The sequence below is a fragment of the Nonomuraea sp. NPDC050556 genome (assembly GCF_044457355.1).
Lineage (GTDB): Bacteria > Actinomycetota > Actinomycetes > Streptosporangiales > Streptosporangiaceae > Nonomuraea.
Map to the genome: position 1 here is coordinate 635,460 of NZ_JBITGU010000004.1, position 23,221 is coordinate 658,680.

At 70.9% G+C, this 23,221-nt stretch carries 13 protein-coding genes and 1 pseudogene; 4 read left to right on the forward strand and 10 right to left on the reverse strand.

Going from position 1 to position 23,221, the window contains the following annotated elements:
- Positions 1–10 precede the first annotated feature (10 nt).
- A complete protein-coding gene (locus ACIBG8_RS40035; protein WP_397348437.1) occupies positions 11–946 on the forward strand; it encodes a DUF5937 family protein in 936 nt (311 codons plus the stop codon).
- Here the strand turns inward: ACIBG8_RS40035 and ACIBG8_RS40040 are convergent.
- The 4 genes from ACIBG8_RS40040 to ACIBG8_RS40055 all read right to left on the reverse strand — a co-directional run bounded on the left by ACIBG8_RS40040 (position 943) and on the right by ACIBG8_RS40055 (position 6,180).
- Complete coding sequence (locus ACIBG8_RS40040; protein ID WP_397348438.1) at positions 943–4,503, reverse strand: AAA domain-containing protein; 3,561 nt, start codon at positions 4,501–4,503, stop codon at positions 943–945. The genes ACIBG8_RS40035 and ACIBG8_RS40040 overlap by 4 nt on opposite strands.
- Positions 4,500–4,856 carry a hypothetical protein gene (locus tag ACIBG8_RS40045; protein ID WP_397348439.1) on the reverse strand — a complete coding sequence of 119 codons (357 nt, stop codon included), beginning with the start codon at positions 4,854–4,856 and terminating at the stop codon, positions 4,500–4,502. The genes ACIBG8_RS40040 and ACIBG8_RS40045 overlap by 4 nt, the downstream gene beginning before the upstream one ends.
- Before the next feature lie 126 nt (positions 4,857–4,982).
- Positions 4,983–5,195 carry a helix-turn-helix domain-containing protein gene (locus ACIBG8_RS40050; protein WP_397348440.1) on the reverse strand — a complete coding sequence of 71 codons (213 nt, stop codon included), beginning with the start codon at positions 5,193–5,195 and terminating at the stop codon, positions 4,983–4,985.
- A gap of 328 nt (positions 5,196–5,523) precedes the next feature.
- Positions 5,524–6,180: an SDR family oxidoreductase gene (locus ACIBG8_RS40055; protein ID WP_397348441.1), complete on the reverse strand. Its 657-nt coding sequence runs from the start codon at positions 6,178–6,180 to the stop codon at positions 5,524–5,526.
- Positions 6,181–6,218: 38 nt separating this feature from the next.
- On the opposite strand from ACIBG8_RS40055, the gene ACIBG8_RS40060 reads away from it, so the two are divergent.
- Entirely contained in the window at positions 6,219–6,638 is a 420-nt protein-coding gene (locus ACIBG8_RS40060; RefSeq protein ID WP_397348442.1) for a hypothetical protein, read from the forward strand.
- On the opposite strand, the gene ACIBG8_RS40065 is transcribed toward ACIBG8_RS40060, so the two are convergent.
- The 4 genes and pseudogenes from ACIBG8_RS40065 to ACIBG8_RS40080 form a co-directional block, all read right to left on the reverse strand.
- A complete protein-coding gene (locus ACIBG8_RS40065; protein ID WP_397348443.1) occupies positions 6,617–6,886 on the reverse strand; it encodes a hypothetical protein in 270 nt (89 codons plus the stop codon). The genes ACIBG8_RS40060 and ACIBG8_RS40065 overlap by 22 nt on opposite strands.
- A gap of 29 nt (positions 6,887–6,915) precedes the next feature.
- A pseudogene (locus ACIBG8_RS40070) lies at positions 6,916–6,972 on the reverse strand (hypothetical protein); the annotation flags it as partial.
- Positions 6,973–7,023: 51 nt separating this feature from the next.
- A complete protein-coding gene (locus ACIBG8_RS40075) occupies positions 7,024–7,911 on the reverse strand; it encodes a zinc-binding dehydrogenase (RefSeq protein ID WP_397348444.1) in 888 nt (295 codons plus the stop codon).
- A 5-nt stretch (positions 7,912–7,916) separates the two neighbouring features.
- Positions 7,917–9,353: a PLP-dependent aminotransferase family protein gene (locus ACIBG8_RS40080; protein WP_397348445.1), complete on the reverse strand. Its 1,437-nt coding sequence runs from the start codon at positions 9,351–9,353 to the stop codon at positions 7,917–7,919.
- 89 nt (positions 9,354–9,442) lie between these two features.
- Between ACIBG8_RS40080 and ACIBG8_RS40085 the strand changes: the two genes are divergently transcribed.
- Entirely contained in the window at positions 9,443–11,014 is a 1,572-nt protein-coding gene (locus ACIBG8_RS40085; protein ID WP_397348446.1) for an FAD-binding oxidoreductase, read from the forward strand.
- Here ACIBG8_RS40085 and ACIBG8_RS40090 read toward each other — a convergent pair.
- The gene (locus ACIBG8_RS40090; RefSeq protein WP_397348447.1) at positions 10,983–11,501 is read right to left on the reverse strand and encodes a nucleotidyltransferase domain-containing protein; all 519 of its coding nucleotides are present in this window, start codon (positions 11,499–11,501) and stop codon (positions 10,983–10,985) included. The genes ACIBG8_RS40085 and ACIBG8_RS40090 overlap by 32 nt on opposite strands.
- Positions 11,501–11,995, reverse strand: coding sequence for a DUF1772 domain-containing protein (locus ACIBG8_RS40095; protein ID WP_397348448.1), 495 nt, complete (start codon positions 11,993–11,995; stop codon positions 11,501–11,503). Before ACIBG8_RS40095 ends, ACIBG8_RS40090 begins: the two co-directional genes overlap by 1 nt.
- A gap of 176 nt (positions 11,996–12,171) precedes the next feature.
- Here ACIBG8_RS40095 and ACIBG8_RS40100 point away from each other — a divergent pair, with 176 nt between their 5' ends.
- Complete coding sequence (locus ACIBG8_RS40100) at positions 12,172–23,217, forward strand: hemopexin repeat-containing protein (protein ID WP_397348449.1); 11,046 nt, start codon at positions 12,172–12,174, stop codon at positions 23,215–23,217.
- The last annotated feature ends 4 nt before the right edge of the window (positions 23,218–23,221 follow it).

Genomic DNA, 23,221 nt, shown 5'->3' on the forward strand with positions numbered 1-23,221 from the left:
AGGAGGGCGCATGGAGGCTGAGCTGGCCTTCTCCACCGGTGATCTGGCGCACACCCGGTTCTCGGTCTCCCCGATGTGGGAGGTCGTGACGAGCGTCCGCACGCTGCTCACCACCCCGACACCGTCCTTGCACCGGCCGTGGGTCGAACAGGTCCTCCCTCGGGTCCGCTCCACGGGCCTGGGGCTGCTGGCGAAGCTCATCCCGCCGACCGGCTACCTCCCCGACTTCCTCACCCCGACGCCGAAGACCGCCTTCCCCACCCTGGACTCCGAACTGGCCGCCATAGCCGCGACGCCCGCCTCGGTGATCCGTACCGAGCTGGCGGTTCTGGACATGGACCTCAGCGACGTGGACCTCAGCCACCTGACCGCCGAGATCGAGACGTACTGGGAACTGGCCCTGGCCCCCTACTGGGCGCGTATCAGGACGGTGTTGGAGGCCGACGTCTTCCACCGCGCACGGCAGGTGGCCGAGCACGGCTCCGCCCACCTGCTCAACGACCTGCACGCCTCGGTTCGGTGGGACAACGACACGTTGCTGCTGGTCCGCAGGCAGTGCGCCATCGTCCGCGACCGCCCGGGGTCGGGACTCATCCTGATCCCGTCGATCTTCGCCTGGCCCCACGTCCTGACCCGCTCCGTGGCCCCCGACCCCCCGCAACTCGCCTATCCCGCCCGAGCGGTGGGCACGGTGTGGGAAAAACGATCAGGTACGGACAACACCGCGATAGCCGCCGTGATCGGCAAGTCCCGCGCCCTGCTGCTGGCCGAACTGGAATCCCCCGCCTCAACCACCCAACTGGCCCAGCGCGCAGGATTGTCCGCAGCGGGAGTTTCCCAGCACCTGACCGCACTACGCGACGCCGGCCTCGTCACCGCCCACCGCGCCGGCCACAGCGTCCTCTACGCCAGAACCGCCATAGCCGACTCCCTCCTCACCGCCTAGTCGTACAGTCGCCAGGCCTGGGCCCTGACCGCCGGGTCCAGCAGCCTGCGCTTGCGCAACATCACGTCCAGATGCCTGCCGGGCGGGCGGTCCGCGGGAGCGCCCCGGTCGAGCAGCACCGCGTCGGACACTCCGTCCCGCCGGACGACGACGTCGACGCGGTGACCGTCCACCTTCTCGCCGAGCTCGACGGTCGCGCTCGGGTCGGCCGACAACCGCCGGTAGAGGCGCAGCAGGAGTTCGTCGGGGGGTGGCGGATCGGCATCCGGCTGGAGGAGTCCGGCCGCGACGCCGCCACGCCGGCTCCAGAACGTCTGGTCGCCCACGACCACCAGCAGCGACCGCGCGCGGGTAATGGCCACGTTCCACAGGTTCGGCTGGCGCTCGATCCAGCTGACCGCGCCCTCCCGCATCTCCTCCGTGGCGACCAGGGACAGGATCATCGCGTCGCACTCGCCGCCCTGGAACGTGTGCACCGTCCCGACCCTGACCTTCCGCCCGTCCAGCATTCTCGTCAGGAGGTCGGCCTGGGCCTTGAACGGCGTCACCACGCCGATCTTCGCCTTGGACGGCAGGCGCTCCAGCAGGTAGTCGACGCAGGTGACCACCTTGTCGGCCTCGGCCTGGTTCAGCCACGACTCCAAGGTGGCCGGCCGCGACGCCCGCCCTCGCACGTGGGTCCACCTGATGACCTCGCCGGGAACGGACGGACGGTTCCTCGTGTCGGTCAGCACCTCCAGCGCTCCGCCGTAGAAGAGCCTGTTGGCCAGCTGGCCGATGTCGGGATGACAGCGGTAGTGCTCGTCGAGCAGCAGGCTGCCGCCGTGCGCTGCTTCAGCCGCGTGGAAGGTGGAGTGCCGCCGGTAGGAGAGCTTGTGCTCCTCCAGCCACTCCGGCCGCAGTCCTGCCTCGCGCCTGATCCGCGCCTCCTGGTCAGCGCTCAGGGTCGCGATGTGCGGCAACTGCATCACGTCGCCGATGATCAGCGCTCGGCGCGCGCGGAACAGCAGCGGAATGACGTGCGGGATCGCGCACTGGCTCGCCTCGTCGACGACCACCAGGTCGAACAGCGCAGGTTCCGGCGGGAACCGCCGCGCGGACATGGAGGTGACCGCCCATGCGCGCAGGTGTTCCAGCACCAGCTTCAGCTGATACCAGTCCCGGCCTCCCTGTTCACCCGCCTGCACCAGCTCGCGGACGGCCCGGCGGCCTCTCGCCGCACCGCTCGCGACCTCCAGCTCGGCCAGGCGCTTCGAGCACACGCGTACCTGCTGCTCCGCCCGCTCCAAAGCCGCGGTCAGCCCGGCGTCGTCCCGCCACGCGACCGTCCTGGCGCGCAACTCGCGCAGGCGCAGCTCGCTCGCGGCGAATCCGGTCAGCGCCACGCGGACGTCGTCGTCACCGGCCAGGGCGGCCAGCCCGAGGCGTCGCAGGAGCCGGGCACGCCGCCAGGCACCGAACAGCCGGGCCTGCCCCGCACGGAGGGCTCGGCGCAGGTCCCTGTCGGAGGCGAGCCGCTCGGCGAGCGTCTCGACCGTCTGGCCCAGGGCGGCCGCATGACCTTCACGCTCCTGGCCGGCCCCGGCGAGGTCGCGTTCCGTCGCGCCGATCTCACCCAGCTCGGCCATGACCACGTCGAGATCGTCGTTGGCCAGGAGGAGGTCGGCGCGGGCCGTCTCCAGCCCGCCGGGTGGCGTCCGCACGGCGGCGAGCCGGTTCAGCGACGCCGTTTCCTTGGGCCGCTGCTTCTGCTTGTTGCCCGTCCTGATCACGCTGTCGGGGATCAGGTCGTCGCAGCGCCGTACCACCTCGTCGACGGCCTCGTTGTTGGTGGAGGCGACCAGCACCCGCTGGCCGTTGGCCACCGCAGTGGCGATCATGTTGGCGACCAGCTGGCTCTTTCCCGTGCCAGGAGGCCCGGTGGCGACCGTGAGGCGTCGGGTCATGGCGGACCGGATGACGTCGAGCTGGGCGGCGTTGGCGGGGAGCGGGGTGACCACCAGCTCGGCATGGCCGTCCGACTTCGGCTCTGCGGTGCCGGGCCACAGGGCGGCGAGCGCCGTTCCCGCGACCTTTTGGAGTTGCCCCTCCACCGCGGCAAGGTCCCTGAGCAGGCTCTTGGATATGTCCTCGGTCGGGGAGACGCGGAAGAGCAGTGCGGCGTTGCGCGCGCCGCGCCCGGGAGAGCGCAGGTCCAGGTGGCTGTCGAGGTCGGTCGGGCGGAGCTCCTGCACGACGGGGATCTCGTACTCGGTCCTGAGGAACGCGCCCAGGTTGTCGGCCATCACGCTGTGCTGGCCGGCCAGCCAGCCCTCCTGGTAGGTACGGGCGAGGTCGGCCGCCTGCTCGGGCCCGAGGACGTGACGCGCGAGCCCGGTGTGCGGGATCACCGAGCCGTACGGCTTGAGCCGCGTCGTACCGCCCTCGGTGACGACCTCCACCCGCCTGATCACGAGCGGAGCGAACCGCGCACGCTGCTCCCCGCGCCCGGCGGGCAGGACCACGACGGGGTAGCCCGCCCACAACTCCGACTCGGTGTCGACGCTGTCGACGAACTTCTGGATCTCCGGTGTCACCCGCACGGCTTCGGCGTCCCCCGAGACGAAGCGCTCGGCGCCGGTCAGGCACACGTAGGAAACGCCCTGGCCGGCGACTGTCATGAGCGGCATGCCGAGAGCCTCGGCCTGGACGCACATGCGGTGGTAGGCGAGCAACCGCCCCCAGTCCGGTGGCTCCTCTGATGACTTCGCCCAGGATGGAACGCTCGCGACCGGTTGCCGCGCGGTGAGCGGCTTCAGCGCTGGCGGCACCTGCGGGCAGCGCGCCAGCACGATCTTCCCGTTGACCGCCAACGACGACTTCTCGGGCCGCTGCCGCCCCTGGGCGCGCATACGTTCCGAGACGTAGGAGAAGAGGTCGTCCACCCCGACCTGCTCGGACCCCGCCCGCCCGGCCTTTCCGCCGCGCAGCGCCTCGACCAGCTCCGCGGTGAACAGGGACGGCCCGAGTCCGTCGGCGAAGGACGCCTCACCGGCCCCGGAGGACGCGATCACGTAGGCGCCCTTGCTGGAGACCGGCGTGTCACTGAGCGACTTGGCCATGGGGACGTCGCCGGTGCGCCAGCCCTGCACGAAGCCGCCGCTCTGGCAGCAGTCGAGGATGACCACCTTCTGCGGCGCGAGACACGACTCGAGCTCGTCGTTGACGAACGAGGCGCCGACGGCGCTCCGCTGGAGGTGTTCGTGGTCGGTGTCGCGGGCGACGAAGCAGAACTCGCCGGTGGACTGGGACAGGCGCACGCCGTGGCCGGAGATGTACAGCAGGGCCAGGTCGTCCACCCCGCACGACTCGAGGAACCCGCTGACGGCGCGGCGCATGTCGGCGGCGTCGAGGTCGACCGCCACCGCGACGCTCGCGAACGCGCCGATGCCCGGGTGGTCGAGCACCTGCTTCAGCTGCCAGACGTCGGCGCGGCAGGACGGCAGGTCGGGGAAGCGGTCGTCGCGATACGTCTCGGTGCCGATGAGAAGCGCGCGTCGCCGCAGCGGGGGTGTCACTGCCGCTCGCCGTCCAGGAACTGTCTGATCATCCGCTCCTGGGCGGCGTCCGGGCTGCCGTCGATCTCCACGCTCCTCTCGCCGTCCTTGAGGACGACCTTCTTGTGGCGCTCGGTGGCGCACCATTCCTTGATGGTCGTGATCAGGAGCTGTACGGCGGGCCTTGACGCGACGCCGACGGCGGCGACGAGCGCCAGATCCACGACGCCGCCCTTGTGTCCGTCAGCGCGGGCGGGCTCCTGGGGCGCGAAGTCGACCTGCACCTCGTCCAGGTCCTTGAGCGCCATGTACAGAGCGCGGGTCTGCCGTTCATGACGTAGCACGTCGCCTGTTGTCACGACTTCGATGAGCATGACTTCTCCGTCATTCGCTGGGGAGCGCCTTATTTTGCGGGCAAAAGCGAAGATCGGCAACTTGAGCGACCTTTATTGCAGTTGTATGCAAGAAGAAATTGACGGCTCGAAAATACTGTCGAGAATCTAGTTCACGGCAGCTTGGAGTATCGCCAGGTTGGTCCATTCGTCAGGGGAGAGCTGATAAGCACGGCTGAGTGCGCCGACGTCAGCCTTCGTCGGCGCGATGAGCCCGCTCTCCAGGTTCGCGATCTCGCCGGGGGACATCCCGGCCCGCTCGCCGGCCTCGTCCAGGGAGAACCCGATCTTCTGACGGGCGTCGCGGAGCGCGTGCGCCAAGTGGGCATGCTGCGGGCTCAGTGGGGCGCGCGTCACCGCGACACTCGGGATGGCCGTACCCCCGGCCGCCAGCTCCGGGGAACGCGGCCACAGAAGGACGGCGACAACGATGACAGCCAGAAGACTCGCGATGCCGCCGGTGCCCACAACCACACGCGGGCTTCGCCGGTGGTGCTCACGGACCCACGTCCACCCACCGGCTATTCTGCGCCAATGCCCCCGGACCTTCGCCATAAGCGACATTATGAATTCGCGACTGAGGGCGTCCAGAGTGCGCGTGGGCAGAATTTACTGGCTCGACATAACCCACTTAAGGGGCGATTATCCTCTATCGCGCCTTTTCTATGGCTTCGGTGATCGGGGTGGGGCCGGTGGTGAGTTCGAGGGTGAGGTTGGGGAGGTTGGCTGTGGTGAGCAGGGTGGCCAGGACTGAGGCCACGTCGGCTCGGGGTACCGCGCCCGCCGCCACCGGGGGCGGGGACAGGGTGACCAGGCCGGTGCCCGGGGTGTCGGTCAGCCGGCCGGGGCGGAGGATCTGCCACCGCAACGAGCGAGCACGCAGGTCGTCCTCGGCCTGGGTCTTCGCGTCGATGTAGGCCTTCCACACCTCGTCGGACCCAGGGGCGGGTGGGGAGCCCGCGCCCATGGTGGAGATCTGGACGAAATGCGGGACCCCTGCCGCCTCGGCCGCCGTCGCCAGCTTCACCGAGCCGTCCCTGTCCATCGTGTACTTGCGTTCAACGCCGCTCCCCGGACCCGCCCCGGCCGCGAAGACGGTCGCGTCGGCGCCGCTGAGCACGTCGGCGACGTCCGATGGCGATGCCGACTCCAGGTCGAGTACGGCCGGCGTCGCCCCCACCGCCGCCAGATCCGGGGACTGGGAGGCGTGCCGGATCAACCCGGTGACGGCTATGCCGCGGGCGGTGAGGATGCGGGACGTGAGCAGGGCGATCTGGCCGTGACCACCGGCGATGACGATGCGCATCCTCTGACGCTATGCGAGCACTCAGGCAATATGGGGTCATGCGCAATCCAGCACTGCAGAAACTGGACGTTCTTCTCGGCGAGTGGGACGTGAAGGCGCCCTTCGAAGCCCCCGGCCGGGTGTGGACCACGTTCGAGTGGCGCGGCGACCACCTCGTCCACCTCACCCAGGCCGAGGGCGCCCAGGAGGGCATGCCGTTCCCGTCCACGCAGATCATCGGGCTGGACGACGCGACCGGCCTGTTCACCTGCCTCTACACCGACGGCCGCGGCGTCTGCAGGGTCTACCAGATGAGCTTCGAGGGCGACGTCTGGACGATCTGGCGCGACGCGCCCGCCTTCCACCAGCGCTTCACGGCCACGGTCGGCGAGCAGATCAAGGGCCGCTGGGACTTCTCGGAGAACGGCGAGGACTGGCGCACCGACTTCGGGCTCACCTACATCCCGAGCACCGGGTGAGGCCGGTAGGGGCTTTCCATGGACGCGACCTCCGCTTCGTCCAAGCACACGTCGAGGGAGGCGACGGCGTCCGAGATGTGCTGAGGGCGGGTGGCGCCGACGATCGGGGCGGTCACCACAGAACGGTCGTTCTCCCCATAGAGCGCGTCACCTAGGGGGTCGTTGCCCGGGCGGGTGGTCGGGCCGGTCCTGGCCTGCGGCCCGCGCGCCGGCGGGCTGTAGGGAAGCACGGCGTCGCGGGGTCCCACCGGTGGATCTGGTAGAGGTCGATGTAGTCCACGCCGAGCCTGCGCAGCGACGCGTCGACGGCGGCGAGGATGTGCTTGCGCGACAGCCCCTGGTCGTTGGGCCCAAACCCGGTCGCGCCCTCCCGGCTTCACGTACTTCACAGGTCGAGGACGACCTTGCCCGCCACCCGGCGCGCGAGCAGCTCCGACGCCGCGTCCGACGCCTGCGACCACGGTCCGCGCCACCCGATCTGCGGGTCCAGGGAGCCGGACTCCAGCAATCCGGCCAGGTAGGCGAGGTCGTCCCCGAAGGGCGTGGTCACGTTGAAGTTCTCGATCCGCCCCCGCGCCGACCGCACCCGCGCCTCCTCGAAGTCGATCACCGTGGGCTCCCGCGACGCCTTGCCGATCGCCTGCACGACCCCGTCGTCCTCCAGCAGGTTGAACGCGTCGGCGAGCTGCTGCCCGCCCACGTTGTCCAGCACGCCGTACACCCGGCCGCGCAGCAGGGACGGCTCCGCGACCACCTCGGAAGCGCCCAGGTCGAGCAGCCCCTCGCCACGCGCGGCGCTGGCGATCACGTGGGCCCCCGCCCGAGCGGCGAGCTGTACGGCGAAGCGCCCCACCCCGCCCGACGACCCGGTGATCAGGACCCGCCGCCCGAGCAGCGCGCCCAGCCTGCGTACGGCCTGCAGCGCGGTGACCCCCGCGACCGGCAGCGCGCTGGCCCGCCCGAACTCGACCCCGTCCGGCAGCACGGCCAGCTCGGCGGTCTCGACCGCGCGCAACTGCGCCCACGCCCCGCCCCATCCGAACGTCACCACCCGCGCGCCCACGGCGGGCCCGGTGCCGTCGGCGGCGGCCTGCACGACGACGCCGGATGCGTCCCACCCGGACACATATCCGGGCCTGGGCGAGGCGTAGGCGACCTCCCCGAAGTTCAGCGAAACCGCCGCCACCTGGACAAGAGCCTGCGAAGGCGTGGGAACCGGCTCGGGCACGAGGCCGATGGACAGGGACGGGTCGAAGATCAGTGCTTGCATCATGGGACTCACCCTTCGGGAAGCCACGCACGGATCACGCACGACAACCTGTCGAGCGCCTCTTCCACCTGGTCGGTGCGGATCGCCCCGAACCCCAGCATCAGCCCCGGCCGCGGCCCCGGGGTCGCCGCGTGCGCGGCCATCGTCCAGACCGCGACGTCCCGCTCCCTGGCCCGCTCGGCGACCGCCAGCAGGTCCTCCCTGCTCCCGCGACGGGCATAGGCGCTGATGTGCAGCCCCGCCACCGCCGGAATGGGTTCCAGCCACGGCGCGAGCGGCCCGTCCAGCGCCGAGAGCACGAGGTCGCGCCGCACCTGGTACTCGCGGCGCGCCGTCCTGACGTGCCTGGCCAGCGCGCCCTCCTCGATGAACCTGGCCAGCGCCCCCTGGTTCGGCAGCGCGGTGTGCCAGTCGGCCAGGTGCTTCGCCGCCCGCACGGCCCGCCGCAGGGACGGCGGCACGATGAGGAACCCCATGCGCAACGTCGGCAGCATGATCTTGGAGAACGAGCTCAGGTAGAGCACGAGCCCCGCCTGGTCGAGGCTGTGCAGCGCCTCGATGGGCCGCCCGGTGTAGCGGAACTCGCTGTCGTAGTCGTCCTCGATGACGGCGGCCCCGGTCTCCTGGGCGAACGCCAGCAGCTCCATCCGCCGCGTCAGCGACATGGCGAGCCCGAGCGGCGACTGGTGCGACGGCGTGACGTACACCATCCGCGCCGTGCGCGGGAGCGCAGACACCACCAGCCCGTGCGCGTCGACCGGCACCGGCACCACCTGGGCCCCCAGCGACGCGAACAGCCGCCTGGCCATGTGGTAGCCGGGCTCCTCGATCGCCACCACGTCACCGGGCCCGACGAGCACCCGGGTGACCAGGTCGAGCGCCTGCTGGATCCCGGTGGTGACCACCACGTGGTCAGCGTCGGTGCGCACGCCCCTGGCGACGCCGACGTGCCTGGCGATGGCCGCGCGCAGCTCGGGCAGCCCCATGGGGTCGCCGTGCGCAGCCGTACCGACCGCCGACGGGCGCAGCTCGGCCGCGACCACCCTGCGCCACGTCTGGTAGGGGAAGAGCCTGGCGTCGACGATGCCGGGGCGCAGGTCGAACCGGGCGCCGTGGGCGCTGAGGTCGGGCGGCTCCGGCTCCTGCTCCCACTGCGGCCTGGGCCGCAGCGCCCGGCCCGTGGGCCGCCGCTCCCCGGCTGACTCCCCCACGGCGGCGCTGACGTAGGTGCCAGCGCCGGCTCTGGTGACGAGGAACCCCTCGCCGGTCAGCCGTTCGTAGGCGGTGGCCACGGTGTTGCGCGAGACCTCCAGCCGCCGGTGCAGCTCCCTGCTGGACGGCAGCGCCTGGCCGGGCCGCAGCCGCCCGTCGAGGATGGCGGCGCGGATCTGCCGGTAGATCTGCCCGGCCAGGTCGCGATCGGCCAGGCTGATGTGCAAGTCCACGCGCCGAAGCCTATTCGTGACTGGCCCGGAGCAAATCACCACATATCGGCTCTTCTGGCTCCCGTTCAACGCTCCTACGGTCGGTCATCATGACGGGGATCACACGACGCAACGTAATTGCAGCAGGTACGGCGGTGCTGGGCGGCACGGCTCTGGTGGGTACGGAGGAGAGCGCGGCGGAGACGCCCGCCACCACGGTCAGGCCGGGCGACCCGCAGTACCCGGACCTGGTCAGCGGCTACAACCAGCGCTTCGTCGGCAGGCCGGAGTACGTACGGGTGGTCGGCTCGGCCAGCCAGGTGGTGCAGGCGGTGAACGAGGCGGTGCGCGCGGGCAAGCGGGTGGCGGTGCGCAGCGGCGGCTACTGCTTCGAGGACTTCGTCGCCAACCCGGACGTCCAGGTCGTCATCGACATGTCCACCATGAAGACGATCGCCTACGACCCGGCCAGGCGCGCCGTCTCCATCGAGGCGGGCGCGCTGATCGCGGACGTCTACAAGGTCCTGTTCACCCGCTGGGGCGTGGTGATCCCGGCCGGGATCTGCCAGAACGTCGGCGTGGGCGGGCACATCGCGGGCGGCGCGTACGGCTACCTGAACCGGCTGCACGGCCTCGTGGTCGACCACCTGCACGCCGTCGAGGTGGTCGTGGTCGACAGGAGCGGCAGGGCCAGGGTCGTGTTCGCCAGCAGGGAGGAGAACGAGGACCTGTGGTGGGCGCACACCGGTGGAGGGGGCGGCAACTTCGGCGTCGTCACCCGCTACTGGTTCCGCACCCCGGGCGCTTCCGGCAGCGATCCGCGGGGGCTGCTGCCGCGACCGCCCTCCGAGGTGCTGCTGCACACCCAGACGTGGCCGTGGGCGAGCATGACCGAGCAGGGGTTCGCCAGGCTCGTCCACAACGCGGGCGCGTTCTACGAGGCCAACAGCGCACCGGACTCGCCGTACAACAGCCTGTTCAGCCACCTGCGGCTGACCCAGAAGGTCCAGGGCAACATCGGGTTCGCCGCCATGCTCGACGCGACCAGGCCGGACGCCGAGAAGCTGATGGCCGACTTCGTCGGCGCGCTCGGCGACGGCGTGGGCGTGACGGCCGTGACCGGCCAGCACCGCACGGCGCCGTGGGTGCACGCCGTGTGGTGGAACGGCTTCGCCGGGACGAACCCGACGGAGCGCGCCAAGTTCAAGTCCGCCTACCTGCGTAAGAGCTTCACCGACGAGCACGTCGCCGGGATCTACCGCAACGCGATCCGTACCGACAACACCGCCCCCATGCAGGTGCAGATCGCCTCATACGGCGGCAAGGTCAACACGGTCGCGCCCAGCGCCACGGCTGTGCCGCAGCGCGACTCGGTGATGAAGGTCATGTGGGCGACCTCGTGGCAGAACCCCGCCGACGACGCCCGCTACCTGGGCGTGCTCAGGGACGGCTACCGCACGACGTTCGCCTCGACGGGCGGGGTGCCGGTGCACAACGACGTCACCGACGGCTGCTTCGTCAACTACGCCGACGCCGACCTGAGCGACCCCGCGCTCAACACCTCCGACCAGCCGTGGCACGAGCTGTACTACGGCGCCAACTACGCCAGGCTCCAGCAGGTGAAGCGGCGCTGGGACCCGCGCAACGTCTTCAGGCACGCCCAGTCGGTCCAGCCTGGATAGACGGCGGCACCGGGATGCCGAACCGGTGGTGCAGCGCCATGACGTCGCGGACGTCGTCGTCGTCGATCTCGTAGCCGGTGTGCGAGATCACCTGGAACTCGGCGGTGCAGCAGGCGACCCTCTGCCCGAGGATCGTCCCTGTGCCGTCGAGCGACCCCACCGGGTACGCGAGCCCGGCCGGGCCGTGGAAACCATCCGCGGTGGTCGTGGCGAGGTCGACCAGATGGGCATCCACCCTGCGGTCCGACGGGTCGGCGAGGACGAAGTTGAACGCGCTGTCCTCGCGGAACATCGTGAAGCCGTTCGCCCGCATGACCTCGTTGAAAAGGTCGAGGTCGGCGGCGGAGACGGCCAGGTCGAGGTCGTCGTGCGGCCTGGTCTGCTCCCCCAGCAGCGCGTCGACCCCCCACCCGCCGTCGAGCCACACCGTGACCCCGGCGGCCTCCAGGAGGCCGAGCACCTGCAACACGTCCCGCGCGCTCATCATCAGCTCATCCTGCCGCTCCTGATCAGACCGACGCAAAGGGAAAAGAACGCCACGGTGGCGGTGACCGTGCGGACCATGTTGAAGGTCACCCACGTGCCCTCGTCGAACCGCCGGCGCACCTCGGCGAGGTCGGCGATCCTGTCCGGGTTCCCCGCCGCCTTGAGCGCGTCGTTGAGCGGCACGTTCACTCCCACGGTGACGGCGAAACCGACCACGGTGAGCGCCAGGGCGATCAGCACCCAGACCAGCACGCCGCGCTGGCGCCAGTACAGGACCGCCGCGATCGCCAGCAAAACCGGCCCGCCCATGAAGGTGAGCATGAACCAGGGGTTGATGATCGCCCCGTCCAGAGCCTGGAAGGCGGCGACGAACGTACGGTCGTCCGTCGGGGCCAGCCCCGGCATGACGGTGTGCGCGTAGAGGCCGAAAACCCCCGCCGCCAAACCCGTCGCCATCGTCGCCGCCACCAGGACCACACTGCGCATCTTGTTCATGGGCTCATTCAAGTGGTTACGGCGGCGCGCCAGCCATGGCCGAGGAGCTCATCCGCATGCGTGAGAGTCTCCGCTTGACGCGAGTTAATCGCCGTTGCACGCTGGCAGAGATCTCGTCACATCCCCATGACACGCCGTTGCGATTTTATGCGCGCCCGAAATCCACCGGAGGAAGCATGCGCGGGAATTCCCTGCCGAATTACGAGTTGCTTTTCGGGGATCTCGATTTCCGCAAGGCCGACGCGGCCAGATCGGTGACCTCGCCGGCCGCGTATCTGGTCGACCTGCTCAGGCTGCTGGAGGACGAGATCCACGGCGCCACGCTGCTCGACCGCAGGCCGGACATCAGGGAAATCCCGCTCGACGCGCAGCACACGAACGACGAGGTCCCCTATCTGGAAATCGTTCTGGAGATTCTGGAGCGCCTCGTAGGACCGGACGCCTACGAGAAGTTACGCACCGCGAAGTTCCCCTTCGACAAACCGTTCAACCTGGCCTACGAACGGCTCGGCGTGTTTCTCGCAGAACGCCGCGTCGGGCGCGAGGAGTTGTCCAGGCTGTTCGACCGCGACGCCGACGTGCTGGCCCGCGAGTTTCTCGGGCTGTCGCCCGAGATGGTCGACCTCGTGGCCACGGCCAGGCCGAACGAGGCGGACCAGCGCGCCTACTACAACGTCAACCCCGACCGGCGCGAGCGGCTCGAGGACCTCGCCGACGCGGAGCTCTTCAGGAGCAGGACGTCGCTGTCCGGCGCCGAGCTGGAGGAGCTGCTGGCGAGCGAGTTCGTCCGCCAGGGCGAGGGCCGGGTCACCGCACGCGACGGCCGGCTGAGACTGCCCGCGCGCCGTGAGCTGCCCGAGTGGATGGACCGGGTCAACCGCTTCGTACGGCTGGCGCACCGCGCCCACCTGTCCCTGCCCGACCTCGACGTCGTGCTGAGCGCCTGCTGCGGCAACCGGCTCGACGGCCACGCGCTGCGGATCCTGGCCACGGTGGTCCACGTGAGCAGGACGCTGGACCTGCCGATCCCGGTCGTGGCGAGCCTGGTCGCGCCGGTCACCGTGGAGCCGCTGGAGCTCGGCGACGTGGAGCTGGACCGGATCAGGGTACGGCTGGCCGAGGCGGGCAAGGGCGACGTCGGCACGGCAGCGCCGCAGCGGGCGGCGCGCTTCATGTCGGCGCTCGGGCTGTCGGCCGACGAACTGTTCGACCTGCTCGCGGTGCTGGATGGAACGTTCCCCGTGCCCTTCGCCATGACCAGGAAGGCCGCGGACAGCCGGACGATCCTGGCCGAGCCTGACGTGGAGTCCGGGCTGTGGCTGGCGCAGGCGCTGCCCGCGCTGCTGAGGTGGACGCGCGCCAACGGGCTGTCGGCGCAGGACCTGACCGACTTCGCCGGTGGCCCGCGCGCGACCAACGCCGCGCCGTTCATCCCGGCCGTGGAGGCGGCCGATCCCGCGATGTTCGTCTCGAAGCGCTTCAGCGAGCGCGCCTCCCGCGCGATCTTCGACGCCCTGCCCGAGGCCTCGCCCTACGAGGCGCTGACCGGGCTGGCGGAAGCCACCGAGGCCGACTTCCTCGGCCTGGGGCTCGGCGACGCGCTGGCCGCGAAGATCTTCGCGAACCTGGTGTTCCTCGGATCGGTCGCGGCCGACGGCACGCTGGTCGAGGTGCCGACCGCGGTCGCCACCGACTTCTCCGGGCTGCGCGACCGGGTGACCCGACTACTGCGCCGCCTCGACGGCAGGTGCTACCCCTCCGACCTGGACGACCTGCCCGGCCTGACCGCGCCGCAACGCGAGGAGCTCTACGACAACCTCGTCTACAACGGCTACCTGAGCACGGAAGGCGACATCCTCGACGCCGACGTCCAGGACGTCAACGCGGCGCTGGACGACGTCGCCGCGCAGGTCGTGAAGCTGGTCGCCGACCGGGCCGAGCTGGCCGACAAGGAGCCGCTCGCCATCGAGCTGGGCTTCGAGGTCGAGGGGCTGCTGGCCAACCTGGAGTTCAACCGGCACATCGACGCGGAGGGCCACTACCGCGACAAGCGCGCCCTGGCCGCGCTCGACTACGCCGGCTTCGCGCTGGCCGCCGAGTTCGAGCCCTACAGGGCGGACGTGCTCGACGCGATCCAGGCGCAGCTCGCCGCGCGCCGGGCTGAGCTGTGCACGTTCCTCCCCGAGGCGTTCGCGCAGCTCGCCGACGAGGCGGAGGCGCGGCGGGTCCTCGACACCGGCGAGACCGACCTGCCGGTCGCCGAGGGCAGGCTGCTGGCCATCGAGGCCGAGCAGCGCCCCTACCGGCTGGACCTGGCAGCGCTGGGCGCGCTCGGGTTCACGGAGGAGGAGCAGCAGGGCCTGGTGGCGATGCTGATCGGCGGCGGCGACCTCGACGAGGGGCTGGCCGTACCCGAGGACCGGCTGGCGTTCTTCTCCCGGCCCACCAACGTGCTGGACTTCTACCTGCCTGGGCTTGAGGACTTCATCCCCGACGTGTTCGGGCTGCTCCACGCGGTCGCGACCGAGCTCCTGGCGGGCGTGGCGGAGATCGAGGCGACGCGGAAGGCGCGGGCGGCCAAGGAGGCGGCCGCGCTGCTGGCGGTGGCGCAGGACGCCCTCGGGGTGCCGGTCCCGGTCGTCTCGGCCATCTGCGCGGGCATGGAGGTCGAGCTCGCCGACGTCGTGCGGGCGCCGGGCCTCGCGCACCGCAGGGCCAAGGCGTTCGCCAGGATGGCGGCCAAGCTGGGGCTGTCGGCCACCGAGGTGGCGCTCGCCTTCGACGGCCAGCGGCTGGCCGCCCGCTTCCCCGAGCCGCTCGCGCTGCCCGCGGGGGTCGACGGGATCGACGCCCTGCTCGACAGCTCCGACGGCTACGTGTACCTGTTCCGCCGCGACCGCTACTGGCGCTACCGCGACCGGGTGGTCGTCGACAGCGGGCAGGTGAGCGCGCTGGCGAAGTCACTGACCGGCGTCGACGCCGCCTTCAGGCACCCGGACGGCTCCGAGTGGCTGGTCAGCGGTTCGCGCTCCTACGTGCGCGAGCGCGACAGCCAGCGCTGGGTGGGCCGCGACCAGGTGTGGGGCAGGATCAGGAACGAGTTCGCCGACCACGCGATCGAGGCGGCCCTGGTCGACGAGGAGGGCAGGGCCTGCCTGTTCGCCGGCGAGCAGTACATCCGCTACTCCACGACCGACTTCGGCCAGGTCGACGAGGGGTTCCCCCGACCGGCCGCGGACTTCGGCGAGCTGGGCTTCCACGGCAAGGACGGCCGCTTCCACCCCTTCGACGCCCCTCTTGAGAGCGCGCCCGACCCGGACGGCCCGCCGGACGCCGCGTTCGCCGACGCGAGCGGCGTCTACGTCTTCCACGGCGACAAGGTCATCAGGCACATCGCGAGCCTGGAGAACGAGGGCGCGCACGCGGACGACGGCTACCCGCTGAAGATCGAGACACGTTTCCGCACGGTGCCCGCCGAGTTCGAGAGCGGGCTCGACGCCGCCTTCACCGACGAGGGCGGGGTGCTCCACCTGTTCAAGGACGGCCGCACGGTCTCCCTCACCGGTTCGCGTGAGGCGGTCGAGACGGCGACGCGCTGGGGCGCCACCCGGGTCCCGTTCCCGAACGGGGTCGTCGACTCGGCGTTCGTCGGGCTCGACGGCCGCACCTACCTGTTCAGCGGCGACACCTACATCCGCTACTCGGGCTCCGACTACTCGCGGATCGACCTGGGCTTCCCGCGGCTGATCGCTCCCGACTGGGGCGGTCTGACCAGGGTCGGCGCGTCGTTCGTGCTCGACGGCGAGACCTACCTGTTCGGCGACGGCCAGTTCGTGCGCTACTCGACGGGCGACTACGGCAAGCCGGACGAGGGGTACCCGCAGCCGATCCCGGGCAACTGGTGGAACCTGCCCGACGCGTTCGGCTCCTCGGTGGACGCCGTCTTCACCAGCGCCGACGACCGCACCTACCTGTTCTCCGGCAGCCGGTTCATCGAGTTCGACGTACGGCGGCGCTGGTGGTCGGCGCCGCGCACGCTGGAGAACGACTGGGACAGCATCCCGTTCCGCTCGGTCGACGCCGCCTTCGTCGGGCGCGACGGCCGTACCTACGTCTTCTCCGGCCCGAAGTACGTCCGCTACTCCACGAGCGACTACACCGAGGTCGACGACCGCTATCCGGCGAACGTCGCCACGTACTGGGGGCTGGGGCGCAACAACCTGGCGCGCACCGGGCGGGTGGACGCGACGCTCCAGCTCGGCAGCCACACCTACCTGTTCTCCGGCGACCAGTACGTGCGCTGGACGGGAGGCTCCCCGGACTACGGCTACCCGCGCGCGCTGAGCACGCTGAAGACCGAGCCAGGGCTCGCCAACCTCGGCGCCGAGCTCGACGGGGTGGACGCCGCCTTCGCCGACCAGGGCAACGTGTACCTGTTCCGCGGCCCGACCTGCCACGTCGTGTCCGCCTCCCGCTACCGCAGCTACCAGGTCCCCGGCGTCCGCTGCGCGTTCATCGAGGACGGCCAGCTGATCGTCGAGGGCCCGGACGGCTGGCGCCGACGCAGCGGGGTCGAGGCGCTCGGCGTCGTCACCGAGCCGGTGCGCCCGCGCGCCCTCGCCGGAACCCCCGAGCGGTTCAGGTCCGGACTCGACGCGGTGCTGCAGGGCACGGACGGCACGACCTACCTGTTCAAGGGCGACACCTGCTACGACACCCTGCTCGACCGCGACTACCCGATCGGCGAGGCGTGGGGGCGGGCGCGCGGGCTGGGCGCGGTCGACGCGGGGTTCGCGGGCAGGGACGGCAAGACGTACCTGTTCAGCGGCGACCGGTTCACCGACGGCGGCCCGGCCAAGGACATCGCGCCGGTGTGGGGCGGCCTGACCAGCGTGGGCATCGCCTACGTCGACGACGAGACCACCTACGTCTTCGAGAAGCCGGACGCCGACGGCCGGATGCGGTACCTCGTCTACAGCGGCGACGACTACGAGGCGCCGGACCCCGGCTATCCGCAGCTCGCCGACGCCGGGTTCTGGGACGCCGAGGAGATCCCGCGTGCCGTGCTCGCGGTGGGCGACGGGCTGGTCCTGCTGTCTGGGCAGACCTACACGCTGCCTGGCGCCGAGCTGGCGCGCCCGATCGGGCTGCTGTGGCGCGGGTTCGAGGGCACGATGACCACGGCGTACGCAGGAGCGGACGGGGCCACGTACTTCTTCTACGGCGAGCAGTACCGCCGCCACGCCGACGGGGTGCTCGGTCCGCTCACCTCGCTGACCGGCGACTCGTTCGGCCACGTCGACGCGGCGTTCACCCACGAGGGCCGCACGTACCTCTTCAGCGGCGAGCGGTACGTCCGCTACTCCACGGACGAGTACGTGTACGCCGACCCCGGCTACCCCAAGCCCATAGCCAGAAATTTCAGGAAAGAGTTTCCTGGGCTGCCCGAGTCGTTCGAGGACGCGCTCACCACGATCGACGCGGTCGTCGCCAACCGGCGCAACATCTACGTCTTCATGGGCGGCGCCTGCCACGTCGCCTCGCGCACGCCGTACGCCACCTATGAGAACCTCGCCGGGCGGACCAGGCCGCTGGACGGGCCGATCGACGCGGCGCTGATGATCGGCCGCTCCACCTACCTGCTGTCCGGCGACCGCTACACCCGCTACACCGGCGACCAGTACACCTCGCCGGACGAGGGCTACCCGCGCGCCATCGCCGGTTCGCTCTCCCGCGACCTCGGCGTGCCCGAGCTGCCGCCCGAGTTCCTCGACGGCGTGGACGCCGGGTTCGCCTCCGGCGGTATCCACCTGTTCAAGGGGAAGCAGTACATACGCGCCGACGCCCACGGCAGGGCGGCGCCCGAGTGGGGCAAGGTGCGCTCCGCCTTCGACGGCCGCGTGGACGCCGCGTTCGCCGCCCCGACCGGCGAGGTGTACGCCTTCCGCGGCGACCAGTACGTCCGCTGCTCACCGGACGGCGACGGCTACACCTACGCCGACCCCGGCTACCCGCGCACGATCAAGGACGACTGGGGCGACCTGCCCGTCCGCTTCGAGGGCGGCATCGACGCCGCCTTCACCCTGGGCAAGCGGGTCTACTTCCTCAGGGGCGCCGAGTACGTCGACGACGACGGGTTCGCCCGTCCGATCGCCGAGGGCTGGGCCGACACCGCCGACTTCCGGCTGGCCGACATCTACACGATCACCCGGTTCGCCGCGCTCAACCAGGCGCTCGGCGCCACCCTGACGGCCCCGGACGAGGATCCGTACAAGACCATGGCCGCGCTGTTCGGGTGGGATCCGGCGGAGCTGATGTGGGTGCAGCGCTCGATGCCGTCCGGCTCACCCATGGAGTTCGCGCTGAAGGCCGTGGAGCTGTTCGCGCTGGCGCGGCGGGTGGGCGTGGCGCCGTCGAAGCTCGCCGCCGTGACCGGCGAGTCCGCCTCTCCCGAGGCGGTGACCGTACTCAAGAGGGACGCGCTCGTCTCCGCGGTCGTCGCGATCACGCCGGACGTGGAGGACTCCGCCGACCTGTTCGAGCGGCTGCTCATCGACGTCGAGATGGGCGGCAAGGGCACCACCTCCCGGGTCCGCGAGGCCATCGCGGCCGTCCAGCTCTACATCCACCGCTACCTGCTCGACCTCGAACCGGGCGGCGACGAGCAGGCGCGCATCCGGCTGCGGCTGTGGTGGGCGTGGATGAAGAACTACCGGGTGTGGGAGGCCAACAGGAAGGTCTTCCTCTACCCGGAGAACTACCTGCGTCCCGAGCTGCGCGACACCAAGACGCCCGGCTTCGTGGAGCTGGAGAACGAGCTGCTGCGCAGCGGCGTCACCACGGTCACCGCGCAGCTCGCCTACAAGCGCTACCTCGACGAGTACACCGAGGTGTCGCGCCTGGCCATCGCGGGCGGCTACGTCGACGTGCCGTCCGACGGGGTGCGCAGCCTCGTGCTGTTCGGCCGCACCCGCACCGAGCCGCGCCGCCACTACTACCGGCACGCCACCTTCCGCGACGGCGACCGCATGTCGGCCACGTGGGGCCCCTGGCTCAAGGTCGACGTGCGGATCGACGCGGAGAAAGTCTACCCGGTGCGCGCCTTCGACCGGACCTTCGTCTTCTGGTCGACCGTGGAGAACGCCCCACCCGAGCACCAGGAGAGCACCACGATCGTGGCCACCAGCTCGGGCGACGGTTCCCAGCAGGTGTCCGCGCCGCCGGCCAAGCGCTGCGTGAAGATCTACTTCTCGTTCCTGAACCTCAACCAGGAGTGGGTCCCCGCGCAGGTGCTGGCCACCGGCGCCCCGCGCACCGACCTCGGGCACGAGGTGGCGCTGGCCGTACGGCCGGGGCCGCTGCCCAACACCGACCACCAGGCCATCGTCGTCTCGTACACGGCGACGACGGAGGACGGCGTGGTCGGCGCGTCGTACGCGCTGACGCCCGAGCTCTACACGGTCCCCGTGGACCGGATCACCGTGCCGCAGATCGCGGGCGACGTGACGACGATCTTCGACGAGCCCGGTGGCGTCGACCCGGCGTCCGTGGTCTGGTTCAACAAGCCGGCCGGGCTCTCCGGCGCCTCGTGGTTCAGCGTGGACCACAAGGGCGGCAGCTTCCTGTGCCGCCCGCTGATGCCCGCGCCCAGCGACCCGGTCACCCCGCAGACGATCAGGACCGCTGCCGGGCTGCCGTCGTGGGACCGGGTCAACGCCGGGTTCGAGCTGCCGAACGGCACACGTTTCTTCTTCGACGGGCCGGGCGGGCGCTACTCGCGCCTGCTCGCCGGGGAGACCAGGTCGGAGCGGTTCACCCCCATCGGCCGCACCTTCGGCCGCGCGAATCCCTTCGGCCCGCCGAGGTTCCCCCCGCGCCCGCCCGAGTGGCGCAACGTCGACACGGCCTGGATCTCCGGCCAGCAGATCTTCCTGACCAACGGCGACCAGCTGATCCGCTACACGCTCGGCCCCGCACCCGACTACCAGATCCCCGAATTCGCCGACGACGGCTACCCGATCACGATCCCGGCCCGTCTCACGGCCGTCTTCCGCGGCTACGCGATGGGGACCATGGGGTACGCCAAGGTCGGCGACTGGCGCTTCGGGCCCACGGCGGGCAACTGGGAGGACCTGCCCGACGGCGTCACCGGCGCGATGGAGACCAAGGACGGGCTCCTGCTGTTCCTCGACACCAAGGTGGCCACCTACCCCAAGGGCACCGGGCCGTACAGCTATGCCGAGCTCCCGCACGACATCGTCAGGCTGACCACGAGCACCGCCTACAAGCTGAACCAGCGGCTGCTGGCCGGCGGGGTGCCCGCGCTGCTCGACACGACGACCCAGGAGACCGACGAGCTGCCCGCCTTCGACATCAGGAGGTCGGACGCGACCACGATCCGGGTGCACGAGGAGAGGGTCGTGCCCGCCTGGCTGCCCGGCCGTACCCACCTGGACTTCGGCAGCGCCAACGGCTGCTACTACTGGGAGATCTTCTTCCACGCGCCGCTGCTCATCGCGCAGTCGCTCAACGCGGCGCAGCGGTTCGAGGAGGCGCGGACCTGGTACGAGTACGTCTTCGACCCGACCAGGTCCGACCAGTACTGGCGGTTCCTGCCCTTCCTCGGCGCCGACCCCGGCGCCCTGGCCGAGGCGCTGCGCGAGTCGGGCGACGGGCGGCTGAAGGACGCGATCGCGCTGCTGGAGTCGCTGGTGCCGGTCTTCCGCGGCATCGGCGACCTGACCGAGCCGCAGCGGCGCGCCCTGGCGGACCTGGGCAGGCTGTCGCCGAGCGAGGACGTCGCGATCGCCGCCGAGCTGGGCAAGGTCTACGACCAGCTCGGCGACCGCGCCGGGCTCATGGACGCCTACAGGAACGACCCCTTCGACCCGCACGCCGTCGCCGCGCTGCGCCCGGTCGCCTACCGCAGGGCGGTGGTCGCCGGGTACATCGACAACCTCATCGACTGGGGCGACCTGCTCTTCCGCCAGTACACCGGCGAGAGCATCGACGAGGCGCGCATGCTCTACATCCTCGCCTTCGACCTGCTCGGCAGGCGGCCGGAGAGCCTCGCGCCGCTCCCCCAGAGCCCGGCCCTGGCGTACGGCAGGCTCGACCGGGCGCCCTCGGGCCAGGACCTGGTCCGCGTGCACGCCAGCACGGCCGACCCCTACTTCCACGTCCCGGTCAACGACGCGCTCGGCGGCTACTGGGACCTGGTGGCCGACCGGCTCACCAAGATCAGGGCGTCGCTCGACATCCTGGGGATCAGCCGCCCGCTGCCGCTGTTCGAGCCGCCGATCGACCCGATGGCGCTGGTCGCGCGGGTCGCGGCGAACGGGCTGCCCGACGCCGTCACCGACGCGGCGGCCGACGTCCCGCACCAGCGTTTCTCCGTCGTCTTCCGCAGGGCGCAGGAGCTGGCCGACCGGGTGCGCGACTTCGGCGGCTCCCTGCTCGACGTGCTGGAGCGGCGCGACTCCGAGGCGCTGTCCCTGCTGCAGAGCAACCACGAGGCCGCCCTGCTCGACCTGACCAGGGGGATCAAGGAGGCCCAGGTCACCGCGGCTGCGGAGAACCTCTCCGCGCTCCAGGCCGGGCTGACGGCGGCGGGCCAGCGGGTGACGTACTACCAGCAGCTGATCGCCGAGGGCGCCTCCCCGCTGCAGGAGGCGCAGATCGCGATGATGTCCATGGCCTCGGCTGCGCACTTCGCGTCCGGCGGTCTCAAGATCGCCGCGGCGATCGCGCACGCCACGCCCGAGGCGTACGTCGGGCCGTTCATCATGGGCGCCTCCTTCGGCGGCGAGCAGCTGGGCGACTCCCTCGATGCCGGATCGGCGGTCTCCGAGTCGTTCGGCGAGGCGTTCTCGATGCTGGGCGAGGTTCTCGGGGTGCGGGCCGAGCAGGAGCGTGCCGTACAGGACTGGGAACTCCAGCTCGCCACGTCGAACAGCGAGGTCACCCAGATCGGCTACCAGGTGGCGGGCGCGACGGCGCAGCTCGCCATGGCCCAGCGCGAGCTCGACGTGCTGAACCGCGAGATCGCCAACCAGCAGGAGGTCGCGGCGTTCCTGCGCGACAAGTTCGCCGGCGCCTCGCTCTACCAGTGGATGTCGGGACGGATGGCCGAGCTCTACTTCTCCGCGTACGGCATGGCCTACGAGCTGGCCCGCGCCGCGGAGCGCGCCTACCAGTTCGAGCGCGGCACCACGGAGTCGATCATCAAGCCGGTCTACTGGGACAGCAGGAGGAACGGCCTGCTCGCCGGTCATGCCCTGCTGCTCGACCTGGACCGGCTCGCCAAGGCGCACGCGAGCACGGACACCAGGCCGCTGGAGATCACCAGGCGCACCTCGCTGCTCGAACTCGACCCGATCGCCCTGATGAACCTGCACACCACCGGATCGTGCGAGTTCGCCCTCACCGAGGAGTTCTTCGACCACGACTTCCCCGGCCACCACCGCCGCCAGCTCCGCACGATGGCGCTGAGCTTCGTCGACGCCGAGGGCACCGCGCTGACGGTGAACGCCTCGCTGACCCAGACCTCCAGCAAGACCGTCCTCACCCCCGACCCCAAGGCCGTGGCGTACCTCCTCGACCCCAAGGGCCCGCCGCCCGCGACGCTGCGCGCCGACTGGCGTCCCGGCCAGCGCATCGCCCTGTCGCACGTGGCCGAGGGCTACGAGAACAACGGGCTGTTCGAGCTGCGTTACGACGACGAGCGCTACCTGCCCTTCGAGGGCACGGGCGCGGTCTCGACGTGGCTGCTCGAACTGCCCGGCCTGCGCACGGCCGACCGGCCCGCCAACCTGTACGACGTGGTCATCACGCTCCGCTACACCGCGGAGCACGGCGGCGACGTGTTCGCCAACACGGTGAAGGGCCTGCTCAAGCCCTACCCGGCGGCGAAGTACTTCGACGTGGCCGCCGACTTCCCGCAGGCGTGGGAGGCGCTCGGCGAGACCCTGGACCTGCCCATCACCCCCGACCTCCTGCCCGACGTGTACGGCAGGCAGATCACCGGCCTCTACCCGGTCTACGACCTGGCGGAGGCGGGCGCGGCGCAGTTCGCGCTCAACGGCACCGCCCTCGCGGACGGGCAGCTGGTGTCCACCCCGGGCCTCCCTCTCTCGAACGGGCTGCGGCTGTCGTTCTCCGGGGATCGCGAGGCGTTGCGCGGATTCGGCCTCGTCGTGACGTACCGCGCCGGAACGCGCTGAAAGG